We start from the raw sequence: 18130 nt of genomic DNA, 5'->3' as shown, positions 1-18130 counted from the left end.
GAGATTTATACTATGGCAAAGTCTCCCTCCGTGCCATCAGGTCGACCGGGCGCTGAGCGCGACCGGGAGGCCTCCGGCGTACCGGAGCGAGACTGGCGCATTACGGAGCTGACGGAACGTCCCGGCTTCCTGATCCGCCGCCTGCACCAGATCCATGCGGCCCTGTTCGCCGAGGAATGCGCGGCCGAGGGGATCACGCCTGTGCAGTATTCCCTTCTCACCGTCCTCGACCAAATGGGGGCGGTGGAGCAGATCGCGCTGTCTCGAGCGGTGGGGCTGGACCGGACCAATATTGCCGACGTGGTGGCGCGCCTCGAAATGCGCGGCCTTATCAGCCGCGCCGTCTCGCCTCGGGACAAGAGGATGAAGCTTGTCACCCTCACCAAGGCCGGACGCGCGCGGCTGGAGCGCGTGCAGGACGGCGCGGCGCGGGCCCATGCGCGGACGGTCGAGGCCCTGCCGCCGGGCGAGCGGCGCCGCTTCCTGCAAGCTCTTCGGCGGCTGGTGGCCGCCAATAACGACACCACCCGTTCGCCAGTCGACGGCTTCGACGAGCGCTGAGCCCCGCCTCGGTTCGCCGTGCGCGCGCGGTGATCGGCATTTCACCAGCGCCATCCCCATCCCTGCACGCAAATGCGACGTGTTATGCGCATCTCTTGGGCATGACCGCTTTGGCGGCATGAGAAGCCGCGCGCGTCCCCCGGATCATCAAAGCTTGAGCTGAAAGGAGCGGCGGGAATCTGGCGGGCGTTGGCACACCGCATGCAAGTAGATCGGCGGTATGCCAACGAATTTGAAAATGAGCGCATGGTTCCCTTGGGACAGCCAATGAGTGACGCGACAGCCTTCCACGAGGGCTTCGATATCGTGATTTGCGGGGGTGGCGCCGCCGGCTGCGTGGTGGCCGGCCGGCTCGCCGCCGATCCCCACGTCAAGGTGCTGCTGCTGGAAGCAGGCGACGAAGGCGACGTGGAAGAGGTGCGCAACCCCAGGATCTGGATGCGCAACATCGCCTCCGAACGGGACTGGGACTTCCGCTCCGAACCCTGCGCCGGGCTGAACGGCCGCCGCGCGCCCCTGCCCATGGGGCGGGTGATGGGTGGCGGCTCAGCCATCAACGGCCTCGTCTGGGCGCGTGGCCACAAAAGCGATTTCGACCTGTGGGCTGTCGAGAGCGGCGATGACGGCTGGGGCTACGAGGCGGCCGTCGCAATCTACAAGCGCATCGAGGATTGGGACGGTCCCGCCTCATCCCTGCGCGGCACCGGCGGACCCATGCGGATCACCCTGCCGGACAATCCGGTTCCGGTGGTGCACGGACTGCTGGACGCGGCGCAGGAACAGGGCATTCCCAAGGTCGCGGATCACAATGCCGAGGCGGTCGCCAGCGACGGCTGTGCCGCCATAGCCAATGTGAACATCGCCCGCGACGGCTCGCGCATCACCACCGCCTCGGCCTATGTCGCACCGCGCCGCCACCAGCAGAACCTGACGGTGGTCACCGGCGCCCGCGTGCGCCGGGTCGTCATCGAGAACGCGCGCGCCACCGCTGTCGAATTCGACCACGCCGGCACGGTCCATCGCGTCCGCGCGCGGCACGAGGTGGTGCTTTCGCTGGGCGCCATCAATACCGCGAAGGTGTTGATGCAGTCAGGCATCGGCGATGCCACCCATCTCGGCAGCTATGGCATCGCGGTGATGCAGCATCTGCCGGGCGTGGGACAGAACCTGCAGGACCACATCCTGGTGGCTGGCTGCGTGTTCGAGTATCGCACTCCCGAGCCGCCCCGGAACAACTCGGCGGAGTTCACTTTCTTCTGCAAGAGCGATCCCTCTTTGCCGGCGCCCGACCTTCAGCCCATGCTGGAGGAATGCGCGTTCGGCTCCGAGATCACCCGGCCCGCCTATGACCTGCCTGTGGACCCCGCCCGGGCCTTCACTCTGGCGCCGGGCCTGTTGCGCCCCAAAAGCCGTGGCCAGGTGCTGCTCACCGGGCCCGGCCCCGACGACCCGCTGCGGATCGATGCCAATTTCCTGAGCGCGGAAGAGGACGTCAAAGCGCTCCTCCGCTGCATCGAGATCTGCCGCGCCATGGGCCATTCGGAGGCGCTTCGGCCGTTTGTGAAGCGCGAGCTGATGCCTGGACCGCTGGCGGCGGACGAGATGGTGAATTTCCTGCGGAACGCCGCCGGCACCTACTTCCATGCGACCTGCACGGCCAGGATGGGGCGCGACCCCATGGCCGTGGTGGACGGATCGCTGAAGGTGCACGGCATCGAGGGGCTGCGCGTCGCCGACGGCTCCATCATGCCCGCGATCGCCGGCGGCAACACCCTCGCGCCCTGCGTGCTCATCGGCGAGCGGGCGGCGGAGCTGATCGCCCGCGACCTGGCCTTGCCTCACTCCCTTCCAGCCCCGAAGCGTGACGGAACCACCGCATGAACCCAGCCTCCTACGACGTCGTCGACGGCGTGCGCACCTACAAGCTGTTCATCGACGGCCAATGGGTGAATTCGGCCCGCAACATCACGGCCGACAGCATCAACCCGGCCGATGGCAGCCTCTTCGCCCGCACCCAGCAGGCCGGCGCGCCGGAGGTGACGCGCGCCATTGAGGCCGCCCACGCCGCGTTCGCATCCTGGGGCTCCAGCCTCGCCAGCACCCGCGAGAAGATGCTGCTGAAGGTGGCCGAGGTGATCGACCGGCGCACCCCCGAGATCCGCGACATCCTGATCGATGAGTGCGGCTCGGTGTTCAACAAGGCCCTGTGGGAGATCGACTACGTCACCGATTGCCTGCGCAGCGCGGCCGGCGACGTCCGCCATGTGATGGGCGAGACCATGCCGGTCACCCAGCCGGGACAGATTTCCATGTCGGTCCGCCGTCCGTTGGGCGTGGTCGCCGGCATCGCGCCGTTCAACTCGCCGTTCCTGCTCTCCATGAAGAAGATCGCGTTCGCTTTGGCGGCGGGCAACACCTTCGTGCTCAAGCCCTCGGAGGAGACCCCTATCTCCGCGGCGCTCATCGCCGACCTGTTCGAGGAGGCGGGCCTGCCGGCCGGCGTGCTGAACGTGGTGCCCGGCGTTCCCGCAGAGGTCGGCGATATCCTGATCGCGGACCCGCGCGTGAAGCTCGTGACCTTCACCGGCTCCACCCGCACCGGGCGCCATCTGGCGGTGGAAGCGGCGAAGCACCTGAAGAAGTTCTGCCTGGAGATGGGCGGCAAGAGCCCGCTCATCGTGCTGAAGGATGCCGACCTCGACTATGCGGTGAATGCGGCTGCCTTCGGCGTGTTCCTGCACCAGGGCCAGGTCTGCATGGCCAATTCCAAGGTCATCGTGGAAGCCCCCATTTTCGATGCCTTCGCAGAGCGCTTCGTGGCCAAGGCGAAGGGCGTGACGGTAGGCCACCCGCGCGACACCACGTCTGTGGTCGGTCCGCTGATCCGCGAGAGCCAGTGCGCCTTCATCGACAGCCAGCTCGCCGACGCGCGGGAGAAGGGGGCCGAGGTGCTCACCGGCGGCACCCATGAGGGCCGTTACTTCCAGCCCACCGTCCTCTCGGGTGTGACGAGCGATATGCGCATCTATCACGAGGAGAGCTTCGGCCCCGTCGTCTCCCTCATCCGCGTGGAAGATGCCGAGGCGGCGCTGGAGGTGGCCAACGACACCGCCTACGGGCTCTCGGCGGCCGTCATCACCAACGATCTCCAGAAGGCGCTGAACATCTCGCTGCGGCTTGAGTCCGGCATGGTGCATGTCAACGACTGCACCATCTCCGACGAGCCTCATGTTCCGTTCGGCGGCGTCAAGAACTCCGGCTTCGGCCGCGAGGGCGGTCGTTCCTCCTGGGAGGAACTGACCGAGCAAAAGTGGATCACCATCCAGATGGGTCAGCGCGAATTTCCGTTCTGAGCACCTGAAAGCTTCTTCGACCTCCTGCAACACAGCTCAAACACAGGACTTCCTCCATGATCTCTGCCCCGATCATCAAAGGCGCCCTCATCGCGGCGTTTACAGCCTTCGCCGTCCTGCCGGTGCGCGCCGCCGAAATTCCGGCAAAGCCCGAGGCCGGAACCCTCGTCGTCGGCGTGCAGCCGTGGCTCGGATATGGCCCGCTGCACATCGCGGCCGAAAAGGGTCTCTACAAGAAAGCGGGGCTCTCCAAGGTCAAGATCGAGAACTTCGTCGAGCAGAAGGACATCAACGCGGCCGTGGCGAGCGGCGCGCTGGACGTGGCGGCAGTGCCCACCAATGCTGCTCTCAGCATGAAGGCCGCCGGCCTGCCCATCAAGATCGTGGCGCTGCTCGACGTCTCCACCACCGCCGACGCCATCCTCTCCGGCCCGGACATCACCTCCATCAAGGATTTGAAGGGCAAGAAGGTGGCCTACGAGCAGGGCGCGACCTCGGACGTGCTGCTGCAGTATGCACTGCTCGCCAACGGCCTCTCCATCAAGGACATCGAGCCGGTGCCCATGCCGGCCGCCAATGCGGGCGGCGCGCTCATCGCCGGGCAGGTGCCTGTGGCGGTGACCTATGAGCCCTATCTCTCGACCGCCATGCAGCAGGATTCCAAGCTGAAGCTGCTCTATACCGCGGGCGTCAATCCCGGCCTCATCTCGGACGTGCTGGTGGTCCGCGAGGATGTCCTGAAGAAGCGGCCCGGCCAAATCCTCGCCCTCATCAAGGCGTGGGACGCGGCGCTGAAGGACTACAACGCCGACGTGGCCGGCGGGCGCGCCATCATCGCCAAGGCGGTCGGTGCGAGCGTCGACGAACTGAAGACGGCCTTCGACGGCGTGGTGTTCTACTCGATGGTGCAGAACAAGGATCTGCTGCCCGGCTCGTTCTCCGGCAAGACCCTCGGCGATGTCGCCGATGCGTCGCAGAAGGCGGGCCTGCTGGAGAAGCCCGTGGCCGCCGGCGATGTGGTGGTCGTCGACTTCGTGAAGGCTGTCCCGTGACCGCGGTGGATGGCGGCCCGGGCAGCGCGGCCGGAGAAGCCTCCCTCTTGTCCGGACCCGCGGGCCGGTCGCCATCCGCCATGCCGGTATCCCCCGGCCCGCGCCGCCGTCGGCGGCGCGGAGGGCTGAGGGCACCCATGAGCCGCACCCGGTTCCTGGGCATCGCCTGCGCCGTATTCGCGGCCATCGCCCTCGTCTGGCTCGTGGCAGCCGCGGCGGGGGTGGTGCGGCCCATCTTCCTGCCTTCCCCGGCGAGCGTGGTCGCCCAGCTGGTCAAGCTGGCGGCGGATGGCACCCTGTGGACCGACATGGGCGTGAGCGTCTACCGCATCCTCATCGGCTTCCTGCTCGCCTCCGCCATGGCGATCCCGCTCGGCCTCCTCGTCGGCAGCTACCTGACCTGGGAGGCGGCCGTGGAGCCGCTGGTGGATTTCGTGCGCTACATGCCGGTGGTGGCCTTCGTGCCGCTGTCCATCCTGTGGGTGGGAACCGGGGATGCCCAGAAGTTCCTCATCATCTGGATCGGCACCTTCTTCCAGCAGGTCCTGCTGGTCATGGACGTGGTGAAGCGCGTGCCCCCGGACTTCATCGGCCTCGGCCGCACGCTGGGCCTGTCCGATCGCAAGATCATCACCCGCATCATCCTGCCCAGCGCAATGCCCGGTATCTGGGACACCCTGCGCATCACCCTCGGCTGGGCCTGGACCTGGCTGGTGGTGGCGGAGCTGGTCGCCGCAACCTCGGGGCTCGGCTATCGCATCGTCGTGGCGCAGCGCTTTTTCCAGACCAACACCATCTTCGGCTACATCCTGCTGCTGGGAGTGCTGGGCCTCGTCACCGACCAGGCCATGAAGGCGGCCGCAACCCACCTCTTCCGCTACACCACGAGGGGACGATGACCGCACCCGCGTCCGCCATTGCCGCTTCCCATCCGAAGCTGGAGATCCGGCATCTCAACAAGAGCTTCGGCACCGGTGCGCAACAGATCGAGATTCTGCGCGACATCAACCTCGACCTCGCCGCCAATGAATTCGTCTCGGTGGTGGGCACCTCCGGCTGCGGCAAGAGCACGCTTTTGTCCATCGTCGCGGGGCTCGAGACGTTCGACGATCCATCGGGCGGGCGAGACTATTCTCCCGTCCGTATCGACGGTGCGCCCGTATTCGATGCCGGGCTCGACCGGGGCGTGGTGTTCCAGTCCTACACCCTGCTGCCCTGGCTCACCGCCCAGCAGAATGTGGAATTCGCCCTCCAGGCCGCCGGCATGGAGGCGGCCGAGCGCCGGCGCGTCGCCGAGGAGCACATCGCCCTCGTGAAGCTGGAGCGGTTTGCGAACGCCTATCCGAGCGAGCTTTCCGGCGGCATGAAGCAGCGTGTGGCCATCGCCCGCGCGCTCTCATACCGGCCCAAGATGCTGCTGATGGACGAGCCCTTCGGCGCCCTCGATGCACTCACGCGCCAGCAGATGCAGGAACTGCTGATGCAGGTGTGGGAGCAGCATCGGCTGACCGTGCTGTTCGTGACCCACGACGTGGAGGAGGCGGTCTATCTCTCCGACCGTATCGTGGTCATGGGCATCGGGCCGGGGCGTGTCCGCGAGACCTTCCGGGTGGACCTGCCGCGCCCGCGCACCTCGGAGATCGTGGAGACCGAGGAATTCCTCGCGCTCCAGCACAAGGTGCTCAAGGCCATACGCGAGGCCGCCCAGCGCCTTCCCGGCTGAGGGACGGTTCAATCCTTCGCTGCGGCCATGGGCGGTCTCGTCGGTCTTCGGCGCGGCATCGTCCATGGTGCTGCTCAAAGATGAGCCAGAGACGTCCCGGGACCGCAAAATCGGTCCCGGGACGATCCGCTCGCCGCGGCCGGCCGTATCGTCTCAAATGACGACCTTGCCGGTCCAGACCCGCATGACCCGCGCCTGCCCGGCACTCCCGCCCACGCGCATGGGGAACGTCGCATGTCCGCGGTGACCGTCTGGTACGATTCCGTCTGCCCACTCTGCCGGCGCGAGATCGCCCTCATGCGGCGGCTGGATCGGGACGCGCGCATCAGCTTCGTCGATCTTAACTCGGACACGGGCTGCCCGATCGACCGGGGAGCCATGCTGGCGCGGTTCCATGCCAGCGAGGACGGGCAGATCGTCTCCGGCGCAGCGGCCTTCGCCGCCATGTGGCGGCAGATCCCGCGGCTGCGCTGGCTCGGGCGCGCGGCGCGCAATCCGCGCGTGCTGGCGCTGCTGGAGCGGACCTACATCGCCTTCCTGCGCATCCGCCCGCGTCTGCAGGGTCTGGCCCGGCGCCTCGAGGGAGAGCGCGCGTGAGGCTCGCCGTCGTCATCGGCGCGAACGGCGGCATCGGCTATGCGCTCGCCAGAGCGCTCGAAAAGGGTGGCGCGTTCGACACGGTGGTGGGCCTGTCGCGGCACTCGACGCCGCCGCTCGATCTGTGCGCGGAAGACTCGATCGCCGCGGCCGCCGCGCAGGTGGTCGCCGGCGGCACGCCCCATCTCGTGCTGGATGCCACCGGGCTCCTTTCCGACGCGGACATGCAACCGGAGAAATCGCTGCGCGCCGTCGATCCCGCAGCCATGGCCCGCGCCTTCGCCATCAACGCCATCGGCCCGGCGCTGCTGATGAAGCATTTCCTGCCCCGCCTGCCACGCGATGCGCCGGCTGTGTTCGCGACGCTCTCCGCCAAGGTGGGCAGCATCGGCGACAACCGGCTGGGTGGCTGGTACAGCTACCGCGCCTCAAAGGCGGCGCTGAACCAGTTGGTGCGCACCGCCGCCATCGAGCTTACCCGCACCCATCCCCACGCCGTGTGCGTCGCCCTCCATCCCGGCACGGTGGATACGCAGCTGTCGCGGCCCTTCGCCAAGGTGGGGCTGGACACACTCACGCCCGAGACTGCGGCACGCGACATCCTTGCCGGGCTGGCGAGCCTGCGTCCCGGGGACAGCGGCGGCTTCTTCGACCGCCACGGCCAGCCCCTTCCGTTCTGATCACCCCCGTCCCATGCCGCGCATGCGCAGCGCCCCACCGCTTCAGCAAGCTCTCCTTCCACCGCTCCATGATCGGCCGGCTGGCCCGCGACCGCCCGGGCCCGAACGACCCTGCTCGCCCGCACGGTGCACCAGGGATATGGGTTCAACCACATGAACTGGACCGAAGAGCCGAAGATGGCCGGGATCGCGGTTCCGATCGGCAGCGCAAGGTCGTCAGATCTTTGGAAGTCGGGACCATGAAGGCGTACGCCGTCTAGGCGGATCGCTCCGCCCTTACCCCGCCGGCCCCTCCATGCGCCCGCGCAACGCGCCCGCCAGATGCTCAGCGAACTGGGCGCTGGGAAGAGGCAGGTTGCGGTCGCGCAACTGGCCCAGCACGAGATCGGCGCTCGGCAGGTCGCGCTCGTCCACCGGGCGCACGACGATGCCGGGCGGCATGGCGTCCGGCTCGGCGCCGATCTCGATCTGGAACGAGATCATGCCGGTATGGGCGACGAGGCCGCGCAGCAGTTCGAAGGAATTGGTCTCGGCCGCCACCGACAGCTTCAGCCCCGCGCGGGAGAGCCGCTCCTCGATCATCTGCCGTCCGCCGGTGGAGAATTCCGGCAGAGCGAGGGGATGACCGGTGCAGTCGGCGAGGCGTAGCTTCGCCTTGCGGGCGAGCGGATGGTCCGCATTCATCAGCGCCACCAGCCGCTGCGGCAGGGTCATGATCGGCCTGAGGCGCCCGAGGAAGGGCGGGCGGAAGACGAGAATGAGGTCCACCACATAGTCCACCAGCAGGCCCATGGCCCGCTCATGGTCCACCACCATCACCTCGAACGTCATCAGCGGATAGCGCTTGCGGAATGCGCCGATCTGCCGGGGCAGGAAATCGTGGGCCAGCGCCTGGCTGCAGGCAATCCGTACCGTGCCCCGGCGCAGGCCACGCAGATCCTCGAGCTGCGAGCGCATCCGGTCGGCGTCATTCAGCTGCTCGCGCACATAGGTGAGGAAGACCTCCCCGGCCGAGGTGAGGCGAACGCCGCGGGGGCGCCGCTCCAGCAGCTTCAGCCCCAGTTCCTCCTCCAGATCCATGATGCGCCGGTTGAGGGCAGAGGGCGTCACGTTGAGCCGGTCGGCCGCACCGCGGATGGAGCCGGTGCGCGCCACCTCGTCCATGTAGCGCAGGAATCTGAGGTGCCGCATGCCGTCTCCACCCATCGTAGCCTTTTAGGCTACAGCATGTGGAATAATCGGCAATGGATCGCATCAGTGACCCATGCCAGTCTCCATCCGTTTGGAGAGCCCCTCTCCAGCCTGCAGCGAGCGCCCCATGTCCCTGTCCAGCCCTCCCCCGCTGCGCTTCGCCCGTCCCGTGCCCACGCCCCGGCCGGTCACGATCCCCGGCGCACCGCAGCCGGCCGAGATCGACCTCGCCCGCACCGCGCTGGTCATCGTGGACATGCAGAACGATTTTCTCGAACCCGACGGCTGGTTTCCCCGCCTCGGCGTCGATCCCACCCCGCTCCTCGCCATCGTGCCCCGCCTTCAGGCGCTTATGACGGCCGCGCGGGCGGCGAACCTGCCCGTGATCTTCGTGAACTGGGGGGTGCGGGCGGACCGTGCGGAGCTTTCGGCCCCGCTCCTCGCCAAGGCGTCGGGCGCGGGCACGCGGCCGGTCTACGCCGATCCCTCGGTGGAAGGGCGCGGGCGCATTCTCGTGGAAGGCGACTGGGGCGCCGCGACCATCGACGCGCTGGCGCCGGAGCCGGGCGACCTCGTGGTGCACAAGCATCGCCTGTCCGGCTTCCACGACAACGAGCTGGACTCCATCCTGCGCAACCGAGGCATCGACACGCTGCTATTCTCGGGCGTCAACATCGACCGCTGCGTATTCTCCACGCTCTGTGACGCGAGTTTTCGCGGCTATGGCTGCCTGCTGGTGGAAGACGCCTGCGCCACCGTCTCACCCGCCTATGTGTCGGACGCCATCCTCTTCCTCGTGCGCCAGCTCTATGGCGTGACGCTTTCGAGCGGCGACCTCCTCGCCGCCCTTGAAGACCAGCCTCAACAATAACCAGAGCCAGACGGGACCTTCAGAATGACACTCCGGACACTCTCGCGACGCCTCGCACGCAGCAAACTGGCGCTTGCCCTTGCCCTCGGCGTCGCCTCGACGGCCGCCGCTGGCCTGCCAGCCCTCGCCGACACCAAGCTGAAGATGGTGCTTAACTGGAAGTATCAGGGCCCGCAGGGCATGTTCTTCCTCGCGCAGGACCGCGGATACTTCAAGGCGGAAGGCCTCGACGTCACCTTCGACCAGGGCAACGGCTCCGGCGCCGCGGTGCCGCTGGTGGCGAACGGCACCTACGACATGGGCTTCGGCGACGTGAACGCGCTCATCGAGCTCGCCGCCAAGAAGCCGGAGGGCGCCCCGGTCGCCGTCTACATCATGTTCAACCAGCCGCCCTTCACCATCGCGGTGAAGGCGGACAGCCCGATCAAGACGCCCAAGGATCTGGAAGGCAAGACGCTCGGCGGCGCGGCCAATGACGGCGCGCTGAAGCTCTTCCCGGCCTTCTGCAAGATGGCGAAGATCGACTGCTCCGGCATCAAGATCACCAACATGCAGCCCAACCTGCGCGAGCAGATGCTGATGCAGGGCCAGGTGGACGGCGTGTTCGGCTATGTAAACACCATCCGCTTCTCCGCCAAGCTGATCGGCGCCGGCGATGACAAGCTGCGCTACATCAATTTCGGCGATTACGGGATGGACCTCTATTCCAACGGCATCATCGTCTCCGCCGATCTCATCAAGAACAATCCCGAGGCCATCAAGGGCTTCCTGCGTGCCCTCAACAAGGGCGTCATCGACACCCTGAAGGACCCGGACGCCGCCGTGGCCGCCGTCGCCAAGCGTGAGCCCCTCATCAAGATCCCGGTGGAGAAGGAGCGCCTCGACGCCACCCTGAAGGCGGAGATGAACCACCCGGAGATCGCCAAGATCGGCCTCGGCAACGTGGACATGAAGCGCCTCCAGGACTCCATCGACATCCTGGTGGACGCCAACAAGCTGCCCACCACCCCGAAGGCCTCACAGATCTTCGATCCCGCCTTCCTGCCGCCGGTGGCGGACCTGCCCAAGAAGCTGTTCTGAACGAGCTGTTCTGAACGAGCAGTCCTGAAGCAGACGTTCGACGTCCCGACCCGGCGCCGCTCCCGTGAGCGGAGCGGCGCCCGCTCCCTACCCAACGGACCTCCCATGGATCTGAAGCTCAAGGATCGCGTCGCGCTGATCACCGGCCCCGCCAAGGGCATGGGCGCCGCCATCACCCGCGCCTTCGCGGCCGAAGGCTGCCGCCTCGCCCTCATCGGCCGTGACACGGCGGCCATCGCGCCGATCGCCGACGAGGTGCGCGCTGCCGGCGCCAAGGCCATCGTCATCGCCTGCGACCTGACCGACGCCGACGCCTGCGATGCCGCCGCCGTTCGGACGGTCGAAGCCTTCGGCACGGTGGACATCCTAGTCAACGTGGCCGGCGGCTCCGGCCCCATCGGCAAGACCGGCGTGGAGACAACCCCGGCGGAGTTCGACGAGATCGTCACCCTCAACATGAACGGCTGCTTCCACACCATGCGCGCCGTGCTGCCCACCATGATCGAGCGCCGCTATGGCAAGATCGTCAATGTGGGCGGCACCTTCGGCATGCGCGGGCGGGCCGGGCGCATGGCCTATTCGGCCTCCAAATGGGGCCTGCGCGGCGTCACCAAGAGCTTCGCGCTGGAGGTGGGCCAGCACAACATCAACGTGAACTGTGTGGAGCCCGGCATGGTGGACGGCCCGCGCTTCCGCGAGAAGGTCTGCGCCGACATGGCGAAGAAACTCTCCATCACGCTGGAGGAAGCCATGGCCCGCCACGCGGCGGACTATGCCCTGCGCCGCGTGACCACCGACGAGGACGTGGCCAATGCCTGCCTGTTCCTCGCCAGCGACGTATCCCGCCAGCTCACCGGCATCGACATGCCGGTCGATGGCGGCTGGGCGATGCTCTGAGGAGGATGACATGAACGAACCGGTCGATCTCGTCATCCATGGCGGGCGCATCGTCTCCCCCGAGACGGTCATCGAGGCCTCCATCGCCATCCGCGGCGAGACGATCGTCGCCGTGGGCGCGCCCGATGCCATGCCGGAGGCGAAGGAGACCTTCGACGCCACGGGCCTCCACATCCTGCCCGGCGCCATCGACGTGCATGTGCACTTCCGCGATCCCGGCTACACCCACAAGGAAGACTTCGAGAGCGGCACCGCCGCCGCAGCCTTCGGCGGCGTGACCACCGTGTTCGACATGCCCAACACCATCCCCACCGTGGCGGATGGGGAGACGCTCAAGGCGAAGCACGCCATCGCCTCTTCCAAGGCACATGTGGATTACGGCCTCTATGCGGTGCTCGGCGAGGACACCATCGACAAGGTGCCTGAGCTGATCGAGGCCGGGATCATCGGCTTCAAGTGCTATATGGGGAACACCTTCGGCCGCATCCCGACGCCCTCCACGGGGGCCATGCTGGAGGCGTTCGAGATGGTGGCGCCCACCGGCAAGCGCATCTCGCTGCATGCCGAGACCAATTCGGTGATGGAGCGGCGCCAGAAGCGCCTGACCGAGAGTGGCCGCAACGATCCGCTCGCCCATCTCGCCTCCCGCCCCGCCGTCGTGGCGGTGGAGGCCGTGGCCCGCGCCGCCATCCTCGCCGAATGGACCGGCGCGCGCATCCACATCCTGCACATCTCCTCCGCCGCCGAGCTTGGCCCGCTGCGCGACGCCAAGGCGCGCGGCGTCGACATCACTGGCGAGACCTGCCCCCACTACCTGATGCTGGGCGAGGACGATTACGCCCGCTGCCGCGGCATCATCCGCGTCAACCCGCCGGTGCGCGAAAGCGTGAACAACGAACCGCTCTGGGCCGGCCTCCTCGACGGCACCATCGACATCATCGCCACCGATCACGCCCCGCACACGCCGGAGGAGAAGACCCGCGCCGATATCTGGAGCGTGGATTGCGGCTTCCCCGGCGTCGAGACGCAGATGCCGCTCATGCTCACAGAGGTCGCGGCCGGCCGTTACGACATCCGCGACTATGTGCGCTGGAGCGCGGTGAACCCGGCCAAGGTGTGGGGGCTCTACCCGAAGAAGGGCGCCATCCTGCCCGGCGCCGACGCGGACCTTGCCTTCGTGGACCTGAACCACGCCTGGACGCTGCGCGACACCGATCTCCAGTCCCGTTCCAAGATCTCGCCCTGGGACGGACGGGGCGTGGTGGGCCTGCCGCGCCATACCATGGTGCGCGGTCGCTTCGTGATGAAGGATCGCGCGCTGGTGGCGGAGACGAAGGGCCACGGTCGCTCGGTCCACGCCATCCAGCAGATGCCAGAGGCGAAGCCGCTGCACACGGATGAGACCATGGCGGCCGTCATCGCCCACCGGCCGGAGGCGGCGGCATGAATGAGGATGCCCCTCCCTTCGTCCATCTCCAGGACGTGCGCCTCACCTATGGCCACGGCGAGCGCACTGTGGAGGCGCTCGGCACCACCAATCTGAAGGTCGGCAAGGGCGATTTCGTCGCCCTCGTCGGCCCCTCCGGCTGCGGCAAGTCCACGATCCTCAAGCTGGTGACAGGGCTGATCCCCGCCTCGGCCGGCTGGGTGTTCGTGGCCCAGCGCGAGGTCGGCGCCGAGCCGGTGCGGGTGGGCATGGCCTTCCAGAACCCGACCCTCCTGCCGTGGCTCACCATCCGGCAGAACGTGATGCTGCCGCTGAAGATCGTGCCGCCCTTCCGCCAGCAATACCGTGCCAAGAAGAAAACCGAGTTCCGCGACCGCGCCGACGCCCTGCTGGAACAGGTCGGCCTCGCGGGCTTCGGCGACAAGTTTCCCTGGCAGCTCTCCGGCGGCATGCTCCAGCGCGCCTCGCTCTGCCGCGCGCTGATCCACGACCCCCAGCTCCTGATGCTCGACGAGCCGTTCGGCGCCCTCGACCAGTTCACCCGCGAGGAATTGTGGGCGATCCTTCAGGACCTGTGGCTGACGCGCCGGCCGACCGTGCTGCTCGTCACCCATGATCTGAAGGAAGCCGGCTACCTCGCCAACCGCGTCTGCGTCATGCGCGCCCGGCCGGGCCGGATCGTCGAGGATTGCGCGGTGGATTTCGTCCGCCCGCGCACCATCGAGATGACCTACGAGCCGGGCTTCGTCTCCCTCACCCAGCGCCTGCGCGAACTCATCGTTTCAGCCCGCGTGCCCGACGCCGCAGTGGAGAGCGCCGCATGACCTACGCCCTGCGCCGCCGCCTCAACTCCGCTGCCGTCATCATCGGCTTCTTCGTCGTTTGGGAACTCGCCTGCGTGATCTTCCACATCAAGGAGATCGTGCTGCCGCGCCCCAGCCAGGTGTTCGCCACCCTGTGGCTACAGGCTCCCGCCATCTGGCCACACACGGTGCAGACGCTCTACACCACGCTGGTGGGCTTCGCCCTCGGCATCGTCTCCGGCGTGCTGCTGGGCGTGCTCATCGGCTCCTCGCGCCTCGCCTATGACACGGGCTATCCGCTGCTGATCGGCTTTTCCTCCATCCCGAAGGTGGCGGTCGTGCCGATCTTCGTCCTGTGGTTCGGGGCGGGCACGGTGCCGGCGGTGCTCACCGCCATGATCATGAGCCTCTTCCCCATCGTCGTGAACGTCGCCACCGGCCTTGCTACCACGGAGCCGGAGCTGGAGGACGTGATGAAGGCGCTCAGGGCCACCAAGCTCGACATCCTGTTCAATGTGGGCCTGCCCCGCGCCATGCCCTATTTCTTCGCCTCCCTGAAGGTGTCCGTGACGCTCGCCTTCGTGGGCACCGTGATTGCCGAGACGGTGGCCTCGAACCAAGGCATCGGCAACCTCATGATGATCGCCTCCTCCTCCTTCGACGTGCCCCTCGTCTTCGCCGGGCTGCTCGTGCTGGCGCTGCTGGGCGTCGGCCTCTACGCCATCTTCTCCCTCATCGAAGGGCGGGTGATCGGCTGGGCGCGGCGCAAGGACGATGCGGGCTTCGCCTGAGACACGCCATGCCCACAGCCAAGGTCCATCGCATCCCCACGGCGAGCCCCGACGACGTGTCGGGCCTTGCCGCCGCCATCGCCTCCGGCGCCATCGCGCCCGAGGGCATCCTCGCCATCTTCGGCAAGACCGAGGGCAACGGCTGCGTCAACGACTTTTCCCGCGGCTTCGCGGTCGCCGCTTTGCAGGCGCTGCTGCGCTCCCATCTCGGCGATGCGGCGGATGAGGTGTGTCTCGTCATGTCCGGCGGCACCGAGGGCGGGATGTCTCCCCACCTGCTTGTGTTCGAGGTGGCCGAGGCAGATGCGAACGGCACCTCCCCTGCCCTCGCCGCCGGCCGCGCCCACACCCCCGATCTTCCCTCCGAGCATCTCGGCCGGATGGGTCAGGTGCGCTCGGTCGCCGAAGGCGTGCGCCGGGCAATGGAAGCGGCCGGCATCACCGACGCCGTCGACGTCCATTTCGTGCAGGTGAAGTGCCCGCTTCTCACCGCCGCCCGCGTGCGCGAAGCCGAGGCGCGCGGCGCGACCACGGCCACGTCCGACACGCTGAAATCCATGGGCCTCTCGCGCGGCGCCAGCGCGCTCGGCATTGCGCTGGCGCTGGGTGAGATTGCGGAGGACGCCCTTTCCGACGCCGCCATCTGCGCCGATTACGGCCTGTGGTCCGGCCGCGCCAGTTGCTCGAGCGGCATCGAATTGCTGGGCCACGAGATCGTCGTGCTCGGCATGTCGAAGAGCTGGACCGGCCCGCTCGCCATCGCCCATGCGGTGATGGCGGATGCCATCGACGTCGCGCCGGTGCGCGAAGCCATCGACAGTCTCGGAGGCGCGCTGGGAGAAGACACCATCGTGCTCGCCAAGGCCGAGGCGAGCCGCAGCGGCCTCATCCGCGGCAAGCGCCATACCATGCTGGACGACAGCGACATCTCCTCCACCCGCCACGCCCGCGCCTTCGTCGCCGGCGCCTTGGCGGGCGTGGTCGGCCACACGGAGATCTATGTGTCCGGCGGCGCCGAACATCAGGGGCCGGACGGCGGGGGACCGGTGGCCGTCATCCTCGAGAGCCTCGCAGATTGCGCGCGGGTCTCTCTGCCCGAATGAAGGATGCCGCGCTAGAGCAATTGGGCGCGCAACCGCGTCTGCCAGAGGGCCCGACGCTTCTTGAGTTCGTCGTCCCGATCGAAATCGGGAAAATCATCCCGCAGCCGGTCGAGTTCCTCATACCGGAATTCGCTGGCGCCATGCGACCGCCACGCCGCTTGCAGCGTGCCATTGGCGTGGCTGCCGATGCCGAGTTCGAACCAGAGCCTGTTCTTGTGCGTGTCTACGGTGCGGCTGGTGCCGACCCACGCCTCCCCCGTCGCGGTGCAGATGATCGCATAGACCCCGAATGCGGGCTTACGCTCCCGATAGGCCGCGACGGCCGCCTTTCGCGCCTGCTTGTCCATGACATCTCCATATTTACCCGGATTATATACATGTCTCTTTCATCCGGGTAAATATGAATACCGAAGAGAGGTCTCGCTGTTGATCGCTACCGACCCCGACCCCGCCCGCAGGCTGAGACCGACGCTCAGGCGTATTGGGCGACGCCGTTCCCGAGAGACCAGTTCTCCTTCTTCACCTCGATAAGGTTGACGAAGACGTCCTCCGGCCGAAGGCCGGGGCTCTCGCTGAGATAGAGAGCGATGCGCCGGAACATCTCCTTCTTCTGGTCGACCGTGCGCGTGTCGTTCGCGGCGATCTGGATGAACACCAGATCGTCGGTGCGCGAGATGCCCATATAGGAAGGGTCGAACCGGAAGTTCTCGGCCGAATGCTCCGTGATGGTCATGAACTGGTTGTCGCGCGGCACGTTGAACGTCTCCTGCATGGCGCGCGCGAGGCTATCGAAAATGGCCCGGCGATAGGCTTCCGGCTTGCCGGCCCTGAGGGAGATGTGCGTGAGAGGCATGCGTGGCTCCTTCCCGTTGATCGATATCGAAACAATAGGAATGGCCGTTCCTTTTTGGTACGCTATCTCAGCTCATATCTGAGATTGCGTTTTGATATGATGGATCCGCCACTCGACCTCGATTCCGTTCGGACCTTCGTGCATATCGCCGAGCTGGAAAGCTTCACCAGGGCGGCGGAAGCCATGGGCACGAGCCAGGCGGCCGTAAGTCTCAAGCTGAAGCGGCTCGAAGGGCGCCTCGGATGCCGCCTGTTCGATCGCACCCCGCGCTACGTCCAATTGTCACCCCGCGGCGCAAGCTTTCTCGATCAGGCCCGCGCCTTGCTTGAACTGCACGACCGGACGCTGGCCTCCCTCTCGGAACAGCGCCGGCGCCTCACCATCGGCATCAGCGATCACGTTGCTGGCCCCGAGCTTCCGGCGCTGATTGCGCGCATGAACAGCCAGGATCCGCAGCTTGTAATCGAGATCCGGATCGGCTCGTCGGCCGATCTCCTGCAGCAATTCGACCGACGGGAGATCGACAGCGCGCTCATTCGCCTCAGGTCGGACCGGGACGATGGAAGCCTGATCGCGGAAGAGCAGTTTGGCTGGTTCGCCGCTCCCGGCTGGCAACACCGCCCGGACGAGCCGCTGCCGATCGCAACGATGGCCGAGCCTTGCGGCGTGCGCGCGCTGGCCTGCCGGCTTCTCGATGATGCCGGGGTGAAGTGGCGGGAAATCTTTGTCGGCGGCGGAGTCATGGCCGTGGCTGCTGCCGTGATGGCGGGCCTGGGCGTGGCCGCTCTTTCACCGCGCATGGTGCCGTTCGGCGCGATGGACGTCGGCCGGCGGCTCGGCCTGCCGACCCTGCCCCGTCAACCGATCATGCTGCACAGCCGGGTGAAGGATGGCCCATCACGCGAAGCGCTCGCGGCGTTGGCCGCCGCCTTCCGGGGCGCAGCCCGAACGTGAAGTAAAGGCACGAGGGGTTGCAGTATTCGAAGGACGTTCGGAATACGTTACTCCAGCCGCGGCTCTCGGCATTTCATCGCGCCTTGCACTGCTTGGAACGCAAAAACCCCCCGCCGGTTTCGGCAGGGGGTTTTGTGATTGTGATAGGGCATTTTGCACATGTGCTTTGCAGGC

19 protein-coding genes are annotated in these 18130 nt (G+C 67.1%); 16 read left to right on the top strand and 3 right to left on the bottom strand.

Features of this window, described 5'->3' with window-relative positions; genetic code table 11:
- Positions 1 to 12 precede the first annotated feature (12 nt).
- The 8 genes from FHT36_RS16395 to FHT36_RS16360 all read left to right on the top strand — a co-directional run bounded on the left by FHT36_RS16395 (position 13) and on the right by FHT36_RS16360 (position 7966).
- Positions 13 to 561, top strand: a complete 549-nt coding sequence (locus FHT36_RS16395) for a MarR family winged helix-turn-helix transcriptional regulator (RefSeq protein WP_169123578.1) — start codon at positions 13 to 15, stop codon at positions 559 to 561.
- A gap of 267 nt (positions 562 to 828) precedes the next feature.
- A complete protein-coding gene (locus FHT36_RS16390) occupies positions 829 to 2442 on the top strand; it encodes a GMC family oxidoreductase (protein ID WP_169123577.1) in 1614 nt (537 codons plus the stop codon).
- The gene (locus tag FHT36_RS16385) at positions 2439 to 3914 is read left to right on the top strand and encodes an aldehyde dehydrogenase family protein (protein WP_210257815.1); all 1476 of its coding nucleotides are present in this window, start codon (positions 2439 to 2441) and stop codon (positions 3912 to 3914) included. Before FHT36_RS16390 ends, FHT36_RS16385 begins: the two co-directional genes overlap by 4 nt.
- Before the next feature lie 56 nt (positions 3915 to 3970).
- Complete coding sequence (locus FHT36_RS16380) at positions 3971 to 4966, top strand: ABC transporter substrate-binding protein (protein ID WP_169123576.1); 996 nt, start codon at positions 3971 to 3973, stop codon at positions 4964 to 4966.
- Positions 4967 to 5103: 137 nt separating this feature from the next.
- Positions 5104 to 5865: an ABC transporter permease gene (locus tag FHT36_RS16375; protein WP_246702278.1), complete on the top strand. Its 762-nt coding sequence runs from the start codon at positions 5104 to 5106 to the stop codon at positions 5863 to 5865.
- Positions 5862 to 6689 carry an ABC transporter ATP-binding protein gene (locus FHT36_RS16370; protein ID WP_169123574.1) on the top strand — a complete coding sequence of 276 codons (828 nt, stop codon included), beginning with the start codon at positions 5862 to 5864 and terminating at the stop codon, positions 6687 to 6689. Before FHT36_RS16375 ends, FHT36_RS16370 begins: the two co-directional genes overlap by 4 nt.
- A gap of 234 nt (positions 6690 to 6923) precedes the next feature.
- On the top strand, positions 6924 to 7286 hold the full coding sequence (locus FHT36_RS24900) for a DUF393 domain-containing protein (protein WP_348644482.1): 363 nt from the start codon (positions 6924 to 6926) through the stop codon (positions 7284 to 7286).
- Positions 7283 to 7966, top strand: a complete 684-nt coding sequence (locus tag FHT36_RS16360; protein ID WP_348644481.1) for an SDR family NAD(P)-dependent oxidoreductase — start codon at positions 7283 to 7285, stop codon at positions 7964 to 7966. Before FHT36_RS24900 ends, FHT36_RS16360 begins: the two co-directional genes overlap by 4 nt.
- Positions 7967 to 8242: 276 nt before the next feature.
- Here the strand turns inward: FHT36_RS16360 and FHT36_RS16355 are convergent, their stop codons facing one another.
- Positions 8243 to 9157 carry a LysR family transcriptional regulator gene (locus tag FHT36_RS16355; protein WP_169123573.1) on the bottom strand — a complete coding sequence of 305 codons (915 nt, stop codon included), beginning with the start codon at positions 9155 to 9157 and terminating at the stop codon, positions 8243 to 8245.
- 127 nt (positions 9158 to 9284) lie between these two features.
- Here FHT36_RS16355 and FHT36_RS16350 point away from each other — a divergent pair, with 127 nt between their 5' ends.
- The 7 genes from FHT36_RS16350 to FHT36_RS16320 all read left to right on the top strand — a co-directional run bounded on the left by FHT36_RS16350 (position 9285) and on the right by FHT36_RS16320 (position 16149).
- The gene (locus FHT36_RS16350) at positions 9285 to 10028 is read left to right on the top strand and encodes a cysteine hydrolase family protein (protein WP_169123572.1); all 744 of its coding nucleotides are present in this window, start codon (positions 9285 to 9287) and stop codon (positions 10026 to 10028) included.
- Between the two features lie 24 nt (positions 10029 to 10052).
- The gene (locus FHT36_RS16345) at positions 10053 to 11108 is read left to right on the top strand and encodes an ABC transporter substrate-binding protein (protein WP_169123571.1); all 1056 of its coding nucleotides are present in this window, start codon (positions 10053 to 10055) and stop codon (positions 11106 to 11108) included.
- A 105-nt stretch (positions 11109 to 11213) separates the two neighbouring features.
- Positions 11214 to 12005 (top strand): SDR family NAD(P)-dependent oxidoreductase, encoded by a 792-nt coding sequence (locus FHT36_RS16340; protein ID WP_169123570.1) that lies wholly within the window; start codon positions 11214 to 11216, stop codon positions 12003 to 12005.
- 10 nt (positions 12006 to 12015) lie between these two features.
- On the top strand, positions 12016 to 13452 hold the full coding sequence (gene allB, locus FHT36_RS16335; protein WP_169123569.1) for an allantoinase AllB: 1437 nt from the start codon (positions 12016 to 12018) through the stop codon (positions 13450 to 13452).
- Positions 13449 to 14276, top strand: a complete 828-nt coding sequence (locus tag FHT36_RS16330) for an ABC transporter ATP-binding protein (protein ID WP_169123568.1) — start codon at positions 13449 to 13451, stop codon at positions 14274 to 14276. Before allB ends, FHT36_RS16330 begins: the two co-directional genes overlap by 4 nt.
- Entirely contained in the window at positions 14273 to 15046 is a 774-nt protein-coding gene (locus FHT36_RS16325) for an ABC transporter permease (RefSeq protein ID WP_169123567.1), read from the top strand. The genes FHT36_RS16330 and FHT36_RS16325 overlap by 4 nt, the downstream gene beginning before the upstream one ends.
- Positions 15047 to 15054: 8 nt before the next feature.
- Positions 15055 to 16149, top strand: coding sequence for a ring-opening amidohydrolase (locus FHT36_RS16320; RefSeq protein WP_169123566.1), 1095 nt, complete (start codon positions 15055 to 15057; stop codon positions 16147 to 16149).
- Positions 16150 to 16160: 11 nt separating this feature from the next.
- On the opposite strand, the gene FHT36_RS16315 is transcribed toward FHT36_RS16320, so the two are convergent.
- A complete protein-coding gene (locus tag FHT36_RS16315) occupies positions 16161 to 16496 on the bottom strand; it encodes a GIY-YIG nuclease family protein (protein WP_169123565.1) in 336 nt (111 codons plus the stop codon).
- A 125-nt stretch (positions 16497 to 16621) separates the two neighbouring features.
- Positions 16622 to 17002 carry a tautomerase family protein gene (locus FHT36_RS16310; RefSeq protein ID WP_169123564.1) on the bottom strand — a complete coding sequence of 127 codons (381 nt, stop codon included), beginning with the start codon at positions 17000 to 17002 and terminating at the stop codon, positions 16622 to 16624.
- Positions 17003 to 17098: 96 nt separating this feature from the next.
- Here FHT36_RS16310 and FHT36_RS16305 point away from each other — a divergent pair, with 96 nt between their 5' ends.
- Entirely contained in the window at positions 17099 to 17956 is an 858-nt protein-coding gene (locus FHT36_RS16305; RefSeq protein ID WP_169123563.1) for a LysR substrate-binding domain-containing protein, read from the top strand.
- The last annotated feature ends 174 nt before the right edge of the window (positions 17957 to 18130 follow it).

Source organism: Xanthobacter sp. SG618 (genome assembly GCF_012932745.1).
In the GTDB taxonomy this organism is placed as follows: Bacteria; Pseudomonadota; Alphaproteobacteria; order Rhizobiales; family Xanthobacteraceae; genus Xanthobacter; species Xanthobacter flavus.
This window is presented reverse-complemented; position numbering and strand designations above follow the sequence as displayed.

Bases quoted from the DNA above. Each gene is read 5' to 3' on its own strand.
- FHT36_RS16375 (WP_246702278.1), top strand. From the start codon at position 5,104: ATGAGCCGCACCCGGTTCCTGGGCATCGCCTGCGCCGTATTCGCGGCC.
- FHT36_RS16350 (WP_169123572.1), top strand. From the start codon at position 9,285: ATGTCCCTGTCCAGCCCTCCCCCGCTGCGCTTCGCCCGTCCCGTGCCC.
- FHT36_RS16395 (WP_169123578.1), top strand. From the start codon at position 13: ATGGCAAAGTCTCCCTCCGTGCCATCAGGTCGACCGGGCGCTGAGCGC.
- FHT36_RS16305 (WP_169123563.1), top strand. From the start codon at position 17,099: ATGATGGATCCGCCACTCGACCTCGATTCCGTTCGGACCTTCGTGCAT.
- FHT36_RS16320 (WP_169123566.1), top strand. From the start codon at position 15,055: ATGCCCACAGCCAAGGTCCATCGCATCCCCACGGCGAGCCCCGACGAC.
- FHT36_RS16390 (WP_169123577.1), top strand. From the start codon at position 829: ATGAGTGACGCGACAGCCTTCCACGAGGGCTTCGATATCGTGATTTGC.
- FHT36_RS16355 (WP_169123573.1), bottom strand. From the start codon at position 9,157: ATGCGGCACCTCAGATTCCTGCGCTACATGGACGAGGTGGCGCGCACC.
- FHT36_RS16340 (WP_169123570.1), top strand. From the start codon at position 11,214: ATGGATCTGAAGCTCAAGGATCGCGTCGCGCTGATCACCGGCCCCGCC.
- FHT36_RS24900 (WP_348644482.1), top strand. From the start codon at position 6,924: ATGTCCGCGGTGACCGTCTGGTACGATTCCGTCTGCCCACTCTGCCGG.
- FHT36_RS16380 (WP_169123576.1), top strand. From the start codon at position 3,971: ATGATCTCTGCCCCGATCATCAAAGGCGCCCTCATCGCGGCGTTTACA.
- allB (WP_169123569.1), top strand. From the start codon at position 12,016: ATGAACGAACCGGTCGATCTCGTCATCCATGGCGGGCGCATCGTCTCC.
- FHT36_RS16325 (WP_169123567.1), top strand. From the start codon at position 14,273: ATGACCTACGCCCTGCGCCGCCGCCTCAACTCCGCTGCCGTCATCATC.
- FHT36_RS16310 (WP_169123564.1), bottom strand. From the start codon at position 17,002: ATGCCTCTCACGCACATCTCCCTCAGGGCCGGCAAGCCGGAAGCCTAT.
- FHT36_RS16385 (WP_210257815.1), top strand. From the start codon at position 2,439: ATGAACCCAGCCTCCTACGACGTCGTCGACGGCGTGCGCACCTACAAG.
- FHT36_RS16370 (WP_169123574.1), top strand. From the start codon at position 5,862: ATGACCGCACCCGCGTCCGCCATTGCCGCTTCCCATCCGAAGCTGGAG.
- FHT36_RS16330 (WP_169123568.1), top strand. From the start codon at position 13,449: ATGAATGAGGATGCCCCTCCCTTCGTCCATCTCCAGGACGTGCGCCTC.
- FHT36_RS16345 (WP_169123571.1), top strand. From the start codon at position 10,053: ATGACACTCCGGACACTCTCGCGACGCCTCGCACGCAGCAAACTGGCG.
- FHT36_RS16315 (WP_169123565.1), bottom strand. From the start codon at position 16,496: ATGGACAAGCAGGCGCGAAAGGCGGCCGTCGCGGCCTATCGGGAGCGT.